General features: G+C 48.4%; 9 protein-coding genes, 2 tRNA genes and 1 pseudogene. All 12 read left to right on the top strand.

The annotated features are described in order from the left end of the window. Positions 1-635 (top strand): hypothetical protein (locus tag ACKLKD_RS11845; protein WP_420061973.1); only part of this gene is annotated, 635 nt, incomplete at its 5' end. A 79-nt stretch (positions 636-714) separates the two neighbouring features. Then, a complete protein-coding gene (locus ACKLKD_RS11840; protein ID WP_114269649.1) occupies positions 715-1158 on the top strand; it encodes a hypothetical protein in 444 nt (147 codons plus the stop codon). A 28-nt stretch (positions 1159-1186) separates the two neighbouring features. After that, the gene (locus ACKLKD_RS11835) at positions 1187-1678 is read left to right on the top strand and encodes a hypothetical protein (RefSeq protein WP_087804755.1); all 492 of its coding nucleotides are present in this window, start codon (positions 1187-1189) and stop codon (positions 1676-1678) included. Further along, positions 1678-3006, top strand: coding sequence for a DNA ligase (locus ACKLKD_RS11830; protein WP_087804756.1), 1329 nt, complete (start codon positions 1678-1680; stop codon positions 3004-3006). Before ACKLKD_RS11835 ends, ACKLKD_RS11830 begins: the two co-directional genes overlap by 1 nt. Before the next feature lie 389 nt (positions 3007-3395). Then, entirely contained in the window at positions 3396-3632 is a 237-nt protein-coding gene (locus tag ACKLKD_RS11825) for a hypothetical protein (RefSeq protein WP_064186127.1), read from the top strand. Between the two features lie 569 nt (positions 3633-4201). Beyond that, positions 4202-4284, top strand: a tRNA-Arg gene (locus ACKLKD_RS11820). 36 nt (positions 4285-4320) lie between these two features. Further along, positions 4321-4394 (top strand) — tRNA-Gln (locus tag ACKLKD_RS11815). 208 nt (positions 4395-4602) lie between these two features. Continuing rightward, positions 4603-5214 carry a hypothetical protein gene (locus ACKLKD_RS11810; protein ID WP_049140159.1) on the top strand — a complete coding sequence of 204 codons (612 nt, stop codon included), beginning with the start codon at positions 4603-4605 and terminating at the stop codon, positions 5212-5214. Positions 5215-5415: 201 nt separating this feature from the next. Beyond that, positions 5416-5589 (top strand): annotated as a pseudogene (locus tag ACKLKD_RS11805) (DNA adenine methylase); the annotation flags it as partial. Positions 5590-5954: 365 nt separating this feature from the next. Next, positions 5955-7511, top strand: a complete 1557-nt coding sequence (locus ACKLKD_RS11800) for a type I restriction-modification system subunit M (protein WP_049140163.1) — start codon at positions 5955-5957, stop codon at positions 7509-7511. Next, positions 7508-8707, top strand: coding sequence for a restriction endonuclease subunit S (locus tag ACKLKD_RS11795; protein ID WP_049140168.1), 1200 nt, complete (start codon positions 7508-7510; stop codon positions 8705-8707). The genes ACKLKD_RS11800 and ACKLKD_RS11795 overlap by 4 nt, the downstream gene beginning before the upstream one ends. 125 nt (positions 8708-8832) lie before the next feature. Beyond that, entirely contained in the window at positions 8833-11955 is a 3123-nt protein-coding gene (locus tag ACKLKD_RS11790; RefSeq protein ID WP_087804760.1) for an HsdR family type I site-specific deoxyribonuclease, read from the top strand. Positions 11956-11976: the final 21 nt, after the last annotated feature.

Genomic DNA, 11976 nt, shown 5'->3' with positions numbered 1-11976 from the left:
GATGCATCGCAGCAGTGAGCATGGCGCGGTTTGGGCCTCACTACCTTGTTGCGCTCTCCGACGACTTCCCTATGACGGCCGAGGCGTCCAAATGTTCATTCCTGATTGTGTTGATGGAAAGACGAAACAGAGGTCAGTATTTGCCAAAATCAAATACGTCGCTGGTCTTTACTCGTGACGAGTATTCCGACACCGCCTCCATGTTTAACGAGTCGATTGATCATTTCAGACCGATCGATGAAAAATTGAGAGGCTTAACTGTAGACAGTGAGATGCCTAGCGTCATCATCGAAAGACCCAAAGATTTACTGTCTCGTATTGGGACGGAGGACAAGGGGGCGATCGCGGCGAGCATCAACCAGCACATTCACACCGCACTGGATAACGCCTTCTCTGACTTTGAGCCGGACGCAATGAATATCATCTCTTCAGCCAGTCGATTTGTTGGTGGCATGTTGGGCGAGTATGGCCGGGAGTTCGTTCGCAAGGCAACACATATAGAAACTCTTCTCGTGCAGACGCGATCCAATCTCGCTGGCCGCGTCGAAGAGCTTATTGCCTCAACCGCATTAGATGAATCAAGGCTGTCGTCCGACAAGCCACAAGGCTTTAGCCACCTCTGGGGCATGTTCTAACCTCAACAATTCACTGCCATGCCGTTGCACTTCGTTTATGATATATGTATAAGTAAGTGCATACATAGGTGCAACGAGCATGAGCAAGATAAATATCAGCAAACTTCCTTCAATTTCCAACAACAGCTATTACCTGAAGTGCTCTGCGCCGTCTGCGAACGGCAAAGATATGGGGTGTAGCTACACGGTATGTCAACACACTGTCATTACGTTTCAGGCCGGAAAACTTAAGGGATTTGATGGTTGTCGCAAGGCGATCGCTGAGCGCAAATGCAAAGCCGTTGGAATGATGGTCGAGGAAATTAAGTCGGGGGTTCCGATTTACTTCGTCGATAGCGCTGAAGAAATCCGTCTCGTTGAAGAGGAACGCGCCAGATCAAGCATCTTCGCCGCGCGGAAAAAATCGTCTCCGACGTTCGCATCTCGTATCGCCAAAACCGAATCAGTGCCGGCCGCTAAGCCAGCGGCTCCAATCGTAGATATTTACGCGGAGCTCGTCGCGGCCGAATTGTCCAGTAAATAAGCTGTTTACATAATAAGAGAGAGTACACATGAAACTGTCATATACGCCAGTTGTAGGCGAGCTATGCCAAATATCCGCGCAGTATCTCGGTGCCGGGTGGTTTGACTGCCAGGTGCTGGCGATGTCGGAGTTCGGTATTTGTGTGAATGTTACGAAGGAAGACGGGAAGAACTTCTTCTGGATTGACTCGACCGACGAGAGCGTGGCGGCCGACTTCCGTCGCAGCCTGTCTTTCCATCTCCACTGGGCCAACAAAGAGACTAACGACCGTGTCGAGATGATCTGTGTCGCCGACGACGCAACGACGCCTGAGAGCCGCACAAACAAGATTGTCGCATATATCGATCGTACTGCCGGCGTCGTGTCTTACCTCCAGTCTAATGACTTCCTCGACAGATTCGAACGTGTGGAGGGTTTAGACAACTTCCCATCCGCTCCGCAGCCTCAAGACGGTTGCGACATTCTGGAATCTCAAGACAACCCGATCATCACATCAACCACACTGGAGGCCACTGCCTAATGGAAAAGCTGATCGCATTACGTGACAAACTGGACGCCATTAAAGCGATGGGGACCAATGCCAAAAAAGTCGCCCTGGCTGAGCTGGATGCGTTCGAGCAGAGCATGGTGTCCATGATGCTTAATCCGTTCATTCGTTTCGGCGTGAAGAAGTACAACGTGGCAGAGCCGGCGCTGGAGAATAAAATCTGCGATGAAGATGCTGTCCAGATCCTGTGCTCGCTGGCCGACCGTCGAATTTCCGGTGGCGCCGCTGTCGCAACGGTAGAACAGGCGATATCTGACATGACGGCGGAAGGTCAAGACGTCTTCCGTCGCTTCCTGATTAAAGACCCAAAGGCCGGCATCGGCATTAGCCTGTGCAATAAAATCTTCGACAACCCGATTCCGGTGTTCGAGGTTCAGTTAGCTACGTCGTACAAAGAAAAAGGCGACAAGTATCCGTTTAAGGAAAACCCGAAAGCCAAATTCCCGATGATTGCCAGCCTCAAGCTGGACGGGATGCGCGTCATTGCCGAAGTCATCGTTGACGAGGAAGAGGTTAACTTCCTGTCCCGCACCGGCAACCCGGTAACGTCTCTCGACCATCTGAAGCCAGCAGTATTAGATTTGGCGCGTATGACGCCGCATAAGCACATCTTCTTTGATGGTGAAGCGACGGCCGGTTCGTTCAACGATTCCATCTCAGCGCTGCGTAAAAAAGGCGTATCAGCTATTGGAGCGGTGTTCCACGTCTTCGATTACTTCTTGCCTGAATGGAAAGCCATTGCCAAAACGAAGGAGTACAAAAAGACCGGCCGCGTCCTGAAAGATCGCCATATCGATTTGTGCAGCTGGACTAACTGGAAACGTCGACCGGACAACCAATACAAAGGCGACGTGCGACTACATCCCTTCCAGCTGGTGCATAGCCATAAAGAGTTTATCGATCTGTTTATGGCGGCGCTGGACGCCAACGAAGAGGGGTACATGGCGAAAGACCCGTTCTCCGTTTATGAATTTAAGCGCACCAAAAGCTGGTGGAAGATGAAGGATGAGATTGAGGCCGATGGTGAAATTGTCGGGTTCAAGCCAGGCAAGCCAGACTCAGCATTCGCCAACACTCTCGGCTCTGTTACTATCCGTCTGGAGAATGGCGTGGAAGTTGAAGCGTCCGGCATCAAGCATATGTACCTGGATGATATCTGGAACAATCAGGACAAGTATCTTGGCCGTATCGTGAAGGTTAATGCCCACGAAGAGACGCCAGACGGCAGTTTACGCCATCCGCGCCTTAAATGGCCATCCTGTCTGCGCGACACCGAAGATCGTATTGGTGACAAAGAATGATGGACGGTTTGGCTGGAGTTGGCTTGTTGGCCTTTCTTCTGGGTTTCTTTCTGGGCAGCATGATGCTCATATCGGTAAAGAAAGACAACGTTGAGGCCGGGTTCATGGGGTTCAGGGGCCGGATTTATCGGCTCGTGGATGTGACACATGTTGTAAAAGCCCAGAGCGGGGAGTAGTGATTCAGCTAACGAAGCGGGAGCTGGCCACACTGTTCGAAATTGATAAGTGTGGTTACTTCCTGGAAAACTGGCGACCAAAGACAAGGGCGCGTTTAGAGCGCGTCCGTTTGGTTGATATGAAGGAGTCGAACGGAGAGATACGCTACAAGCTGTCCGACGTCGGCAGAGAGCTGATTTTGGCTTTAATGGAATCAAAAGAGAGTGTTTGAAATGATGGATATTGTTTTGTATGCGGCGGTAGTCGTCAGCTTGTTTTACACGACGGCCAGTCTCGTTGGGTGGCTGTTCAATCTGTTCTCTGCAAAGTGCCTGGCAGATAAGAAAACCGTTCAGAATGGTGCATCCAGGCTTATTAGCCTGGTGATTCTGCGCTGGGGCGAGCTCAGGAAAGAGACCGCTTATGAGATCGTCACAGGCGGCTATGTCGTGACAATCAAAAAAAAATAGCGGTTTAGATATATAAGTGTTTACATACATATCCGTAATGTATAAGATTGTTTTGTTTTCGGAGTGATGCGATTTTTGCGGAGTTTTAGAAACTGACCACAAAGATAAATGCAAACGATGATGTAGTTCTGATGGCGGCTTAACAGCCTATAAGTCAGTGAGGTCTTCCGATTCCTCATTAACAAATTCGGCGCATTGTGGGTACCGAGATGTGATTAATAAATCGGAACCTTGAAGAAGTGTTTTGGGTGATGGCCTTTTAGTTTGTCGATTAGCTGTGCATAGCGTCGGCGAGCGAAGTCTGGTGACTTAAAGGTTTATTCCGATGCCTGGTGTGTGAAATGCAAATAGCATATTTGAGGCAGAGGATTGTGGGTTCGATTCCCGCGTCACTCTCCAGCGTCTTAGTGTTTTGGGTGGTTGGTTAATTCTTTTTAACCCCCCGGATTTAAAGCAACCTGCTGACCATCCAAAACACTGCGTCGCATTACATTTCATTATGTCTCATTTAAATTGGGTTAAACGAGCGCGGCGCAGTGCAAAGAAGGTTTGAGAAAGCCTTCTCTGGAGCAAACAAAGCAGTCTGGTTGACTGCGGCCGAGGAAGACGTCTTATCCGGCAGAGAGTGGTTCGATTCCGCTTGTTTGCGCCAACCTAAAGGGCTTTTTCGAGAGTCCTTCAGATTGGATGCCCAATGCGACAAAACGGTAAGTCGAGAGGATGCTGAATCCGATGATGCAGGTTCGAGTCCTGCTTGGGTAACTTATCTAAGATGATGTGATTCCATACATCACTTAGTGTCGAGGTCTAAATGGTGCGGCCATCAACCGCGTAAACAGCCATTAGATCCGAGCCACAAGCCTCGTCTGGCACTAACGTAAAGTGCAAGTGACGTGAAATTCAGGCTGTACGGCCAGAAGAGTAGCGTCGCTAACCATAGATCAACTTCATAATTTAAAAGAGAATACACATGTCTGAAGTCAAGAAGGTCATTACCGTAGCTGAACGTTCCACCAAAGCTCTGGTCAAAGTCGTTGCTGATAGCCAGAAGGTGCTTGCTGAACTGGCTTCTATGGCTGATTCAAACGTTATTCTGGCCGAAGAGATTGAGTTTAAACAAGGTCAGCTGGCTGATATCGAAAACCAGATCGCCTCTACCGAGCGTGAAGCTAAAGCCCAGCTGCGTCTGCGTGTAATCGAAAACGAAGACAAAGTTCTGGCCGACCTGATGAAAGCGCGTGGCTATGCCGTCATCACCTTCTCTGATCTGGATTCTCTGAACTCTGACCTGGTTGCGGCTAAAACCGACAACGATTTCGCGGTGTCCGAAGCGCGTGAAGCTGGTTATCAGGCAGCTGCTGCTAAATTTGGCGCAGAGAACCGTGAACTGGCATCCCAGCACAAAGTTGAACTGGCAGAGTTTAAGGCTCAGGCGGTTGCTAAAAACCAACGCATCTCTGACCTGGAAGCGCAGGTTTCCGAACTGCGTGGCCAGATCACCGCAGAGCGTGAAACTCGTCTGGAAATCGCTAAAGCTGATGCTGGTCGCGCAGGTGTGGTTGTGAACGCCGGCAAGAACTAATGTCGACTTGGCCTCTTCGGAGGCCATAGCCGAAAGACTGATTGCGATTGTTCTTTCGGCTGTGACTCGACCCATAGCAACTCCATTGTACCGAGATAGACACGATAGAAACTTTTGTTCGCGCAAAAACCAAAGGAGCCGAAAGGCTCCTTTTTTGTATCAGGAGAAAGGATGACCAGTAAAACTATCAACCCACCGCTGAAGTGGCCAGGCGGGAAGCGAACCGTGATGGGGTTCATCAACCAACACTTCCCAGAGGGCCGGCGACTCATCGAACCATTTGTCGGCGGCGGTTCCGTTTTCCTGAATGCCGGGTTTGATCGCAATCTACTGAATGACGTCAACCCGGATCTGATTAACTTTTACCGCCAGCTGGTGGCCGGTGGCGCCGGTTTCGTTGAAGTGGTGCGTAATCGTACTTGATCTGGACCCCCTTTCGCATTTCACTTGGGCATTGTTCCCAAATCACTTGATCACCTCCAGCAAAAACCAGAGGCACTCACCTACAATTGCACATACATTGTACAAAAGGAAAAGATGAGTGATGGACTGTTGACTGTCACACAGAGGTCTCTCCTTAATTAAAATTCATGCGACGAAACCGACTAAACCTGTTATCGGGCAGCGAATATCGTATAATTTCCAAAACTCAACCAGCCGCAGACTGACCACTGATATCTCTGATTTTTTTTGTATTTTTTGTCATGATGAACTGTCAGTCTGTCTTAACAGGAATGAAAATGACCAGTTTGCAACAACGTGCCGAGTTACACCGCCAGATATGGGCGATTGCCAATGATGTCCGAGGCTCCGTGGATGGATGGGATTTTAAGCAATACGTGTTAGGGGCGCTGTTCTATCGTTTTATCAGTGAAAACTTTGCCAGTTATATGAACGCTGGCGATGAAAGCGTTAACTACGAAAAGATGGATGATAGCGTCATACCGGATTACTCGAAGGATGATGCTGTCAGAACCAAGGGTTACTTTATCTACCCCAGTCAGTTGTTCAGTAACGTGGCAGCGAAAGCCAACACCAATGACCGCCTGAACGCTGACCTGAACAGTATCTTTGTGGCGATTGAGAGTTCAGCTTATGGTTATCCGTCTGAACCCGACATTAAAGGGCTGTTTGCTGACTTTGATACCACCAGTAACCGACTGGGTAATACGGTTAAAGACAAAAACACGCGTCTGGCCGCCGTTCTGAAAGGCGTGGAAGGGTTAAAGCTCGGTAACTTTGACAAGCATCAGATTGACCTGTTCGGGGATGCTTACGAGTTCCTGATTTCCAACTATGCGGCTAATGCCGGTAAATCAGGTGGTGAGTTCTTTACCCCTCAGCATGTTTCTAAGCTGATTGCTCAGCTGGCGATGCACGGACAGACCCACGTCAATAAAATCTACGACCCGGCAGCTGGTTCAGGTTCATTACTGCTTCAGGCAAAGAAGCACTTTGATAACCACATCATCGAAGACGGCTTTTTCGGGCAGGAGATTAACCATACGACCTTTAACCTTGCGCGTATGAATATGTTCCTGCACAACATCAACTACGACAAGTTTGATATCCGCTTAGGGAACACATTACTGGCCCCTGAGTTTAAAGACGAAAAGCCGTTTGATGCGATTGTGTCTAACCCGCCTTACTCCGTAAAATGGATTGGCAGCGATGACCCTACGCTGATTAACGATGACCGTTTTGCACCTGCTGGGGTACTGGCTCCGAAATCCAAAGCTGACTTTGCTTTTGTTCTCCATGCGCTTAACTACCTGTCGCCCAGAGGTCGCGCCGCTATCGTCTGCTTCCCCGGTATTTTCTATCGAGGTGGTGCAGAGCAGAAAATTCGTCAGTATCTGGTAGACAATAACTACGTTGAAACCGTGATTTCATTAGCGCCAAACCTGTTCTTCGGCACCACCATTGCGGTTAATATTCTGGTGCTGTCAAAGCATAAGGCCGACACCAAAGTACAGTTTATCGATGCCAGCAGTCTGTTTAAGAAAGAGACCAACAACAACGTTCTTACCGATGCCCATATAGAACAGATTATGGCGGTGTTCGACAGTAAAGCCGATGCAGACTATCTGGCTAAATCTGTTACTGCTGAAGCCATTGCAGCTAATGATTACAACCTGTCTGTCAGTAGCTACGTGGAAGCCAAAGATACCCGCGAAATCGTCAACATAGCCGAACTGAATGCTGAGCTGAAAAAGACCGTCACCAGAATAGACCAGCTTCGTACTGATATTGATGCGATTGTTGCTGAGATTGAAGGTAGCGAGGTACAGGCATGAGCGAGCTGAGTTATCTGGAAAAACTGCTGGATGGGGCTGAGGTTGAATGGTTACCTCTTGACGAGATAATAGAATTAAAACGTGGGAAAAGATTAGTCAGGAGTCAGCTTGCGTTAGAGGGGAAGTATGCTGTATACCAGAATAGCATGACCCCTTTGGGGTATTATCACGAATGCAACACGAATCCTGAGATGGTTTTTGTTATTTGTGCAGGGGCTGCCGGTGAGGTGGGTTATAGCATTAATCCTATTTGGGCTGCGGATGATGTCTATTATGTTGCTTCATCAGGGAAATTAAATAACAAGTTTTTGTATCACTTTTTGCTAACGCAAAGAACCAAAATTTTATCACAAGTACGCAGGGCTAGTATTCCTCGACTATCAAAATCATCGATAGATAATATAGTCATCCCCATCCCTTGCCCCAACAACCCTGAAAAATCGCTGGCAATCCAGTCAGAAATCGTCAGGATTCTGGATAAATTTACCACCCTTACCGCTGAGCTTACCGCTGAGCTTACCGCACGTAAAAAACAGTACAACTACTATCGTGACCAGTTGCTGAGTTTTGAGGAGGGGGAGGTTGAGCATCTTCCAATGGGGCAAAAAGATATAGGTGAATTTATTCGAGGAGGAAGTTTACAGAAGAAAGATTTCACTGAATCCGGCGTCGGTTGCATACACTATGGGCAGATTTTTACGCACTATGGAACATATACAGACAAAACAAAAACATTTGTATCTGAGTCACTAGCCAAGAGGTGTCGTAAGGCTCAGTCGGGTAATTTAGTTATCGCAACCACCAGTGAAAATGATGATGATGTGTGTAAAGCGGTAGCATGGATGGGAGATGACGATATCGCGGTGAGTAGTGATGCTTGTATTTATAAGCACAAACTCAACCCTAAGTACGTTTCTTATTTTTTTCAAACAGAACATTTTCAAAACCAAAAAAGACAGTACATCACTGGAACCAAAGTGAGACGTGTTAATGCTGATAATTTGGCGAAAATACTAATACCCGTGCCATCACGGGAAGAGCAAAATCGTATCGTCACCATCCTGGATAATTTCGATACTCTGACCAGCTCTATCACTGAAGGCTTACCGCGTGAAATCGAGCTTCGCCAGCAACAGTACGAATACTACCGTGACTTGCTGTTCAGCTTTCCAAAGCCTGAAGCCGTAACAGACTGACATAAGCGCTCCTGCCAGCGAGAGTGGCTGACTGGCAGGGCCGTTCGCATGGCTATTAGCCGATGTTCACGCCGTAATGACATCACCGTTTCATCCTTCGCAGTATAACGACAGCAGGGAGTAGCATGACACAGCAGACCAGAACCATCGCCGAATCCAATAACTTCATCGTGCTGGATAAATACGTCACAGAATGGGAAGCCGGTGAGCGCTACCAGAGTGAAGCGGAGTTAGAGCGTGAACTGATTCAGGATTTACGTAATCAGGGCTATGAGTTTGTGCCTGATTTAACCTCCCAGTCGGCGATGCTGGCGAATGTCAGGGTGCAACTTCAGACACTGAATCAGGTGGTGTTTAACGAAGGGGAATGGCGGCGTTTTACCGAACAGTATCTGGATAATCCTAGCGATACGATAGTCGATAAGACCCGTAAAATTCACACCGATTACATCTGTGACTTTACCTTCGATGACGGACGACTGGAAAACATCTACCTGATTGACAAGAAAAGCCTTGTCCGTAACAAGGTACAGGTTATACAGCAGTTTGAACAAACTGGTAGTCATGCCAATCGCTATGATGTCACGGTGCTGGTTAACGGCTTACCTCTGGTGCAAATCGAACTGAAAAAGCGGGGCGTAGCGATTCGGGAAGCCTTCAATCAGATACACCGCTACAGCAAAGAGAGCTTTAATACCGAGAACTCCCTGTTCAAATATTTGCAGCTCTTCGTGATTTCAAACGGAACCGATACCCGTTACTTTGCCAATACCACAAAGCGGGATAAAAACAGCTTTGATTTCACCATGAACTGGGCACGGTCTGATAACACCCTGATTAAAGACCTTAAAGACTTTACCGCCACCTTCTTCCAGAAACACACCTTACTCAATGTTCTGTTCAACTACACCGTGTTTGATGTCAGCAACAATCTGCTGATTATGCGTCCCTACCAGATAGCAGCGACGGAGCGGATTTTGTGGAAAATCAACGGGGCTTATCAGGCAAAAAAATGGAGCTCCAGAGAGGGGGGCGGTTTCATCTGGCACACCACAGGTAGTGGTAAAACCTTAACCAGCTTTAAAGCCGCAAGGCTGGCAACTGAACTGGATTTCATTGATAAAGTCTTCTTTGTGGTTGACCGTAAAGACCTTGATTACCAGACCATGAAGGAGTACCAGCGTTTCTCGCCTGACAGCGTCAACGGCTCTGACAGCACCGCTGGACTGAAGCGTAATCTGGAGAAAGATGACAACAAAATCATTGTCACCACTATCCAGAAGCTGAACAACCTGATGAAAGGTGAAGCAGATTTACCGGTCTATCAGCAACAGGTGGTCTTTATCTTCGATGAGTGTCACCGCAGTCAGTTCGGTGAAGCCCAGAAGAACCTGAAAAAGAAATTCAAACGTTTCTATCAGTTTGGCTTTACCGGTACGCCGATATTTGTCGGTAAAAATGCCTTAGGGGATGAAGACACCGCCAGCGTATTCGGGGCAGAACTACACTCTTACATCATCACCGATGCTATTCGTGATGAAAAGGTGCTCAAGTTTAAAGTCGATTACAACGACGTTCGCCCGCAGTTCAAAGAGCTGGAAACGGAAACAGACGAAAAGAAACTCAGCGCCGCCGAGAATAAACACGCTTTGCTGCATCCGATGCGGATTAGCGAAGTCACGCATTACATCCTGAAGAATTTCCGTCAAAAAACACACCGGGCATTCTCTGGTGCTACAGGCTTCAATGCCATGTTTGCCGTCAGCAGTGTGGATGCAGCCAAAGCCTACTATGAAGCGTTCAGGATCATACAGCAGTCGGCTGTTGAACAGGATAAGAACTACAAGCCTCTGAAGGTGGCGACCATCTTCTCCTTTGCCGCCAATGAAGAGCAGGACGCGGTCGGTGATATCAATGATGAAGGGTTTGATGTCACGGCGATGAACAGCAGTGCGCGGGAGTTTCTGGAATCGGCTATCGGTGACTACAATGCCATGTTTAAGGTTAACCATAGTACTGATGGCAACAACTTCCAGAACTACTATCGTGACCTCTCTGAGCGCGTCAAAAAGCAGGAAGTAGACCTGCTGATTGTGGTCGGGATGTTTCTGACCGGATTTGATGCCCCGACACTCAATACCCTGTTTGTGGACAAGAACCTGCGCTACCACGGCCTGATGCAGGCATTCTCCCGCACTAACCGGATTTATAACGCCACCAAAACCTTCGGGAATATTGTCACCTTCCGTGATTTAGAACAGGCCACAGTGGATGCCATTACCCTGTTCGGGAAGAGCAATACCCGAAGCGTGGTGATGGAAAAAAGTTATGACGAGTACATGGAAGGCTTCACGGACACGCTTACCGGAGAGGCGCGACGTGGCTTCACAGATATCGTGAGCGAGCTGGAGACGCGTTTCCCGAAACCCGCAGACATTGAGTCCGAAAAAGAGAAAAAAGCCTTCGTTAAGCTGTTCGGGGAATATCTTCGGGTAGAGAACATACTGCAAAACTACGATGAGTTTACCACGCTGAAAGCGCTGCAAACTGTTGACCTCAGTGACCCGGTAGCCGTGGAGGCGTTTAAAGCCGGGCACTATCTGGATGATGAGGCTTTCGCTGTGCTCCAGACTGTACGCTTACCCGCTGAGCGTAAAATTCAGGACTATCGCTCCAGCTACAACGATATCCGTGAGTGGCAGCGCCGTGAGCGTGATGCAAACACCAAAGACAAAAACACCGTTGACTGGGATGATGTGGTCTTTGAGGTGGATTTGCTGAAGTCTCAGGAGATTAACCTCGATTACATTCTGGGGCTGATTTACGAGCATCATCAAAAGAGTACGGATAAAGAGACCCTGAAAGAGGAAGTTAAACGCTTAATCCGCGCCAGTCTGGGGAACCGTGCGAAAGAGGGGCTGATGGTTGATTTTATCGAGCAGACCAGTCTCGATAACATACCGGGTAAAGAGGGCGTCATTGAAGCTTTCTATACCTTTGCACAACAGGCTCAGCAGCGCGAAGCCGAGGCTCTCATCAAAGAGGAGAACCTGAATGAGGAGGCTGCCCGGCGCTATATCAGAAACTCTCTCAAGCGCGAATACGCCACGGAGAACGGCACAGCACTGAATGAAACGTTGCCAAAACTCAGTCCGCTAAACCCGCAATACAAAACCAAGAAAAAAACCGTTTTTCAGAAGGTGTCCGCCTTTATCGATAAGTTCAAAGGTGTCGGCGGAAGCGTCTGATATCACACAGGAGGCTTCGGC

Source organism: Klebsiella sp. 10982 (assembly GCF_048589245.1).
GTDB lineage: Bacteria > Pseudomonadota > Gammaproteobacteria > Enterobacterales > Enterobacteriaceae > Klebsiella > Klebsiella quasivariicola.
Note: the sequence above shows the minus strand (reverse complement) of the source record. Positions and strands in the feature narration are given on the sequence as shown.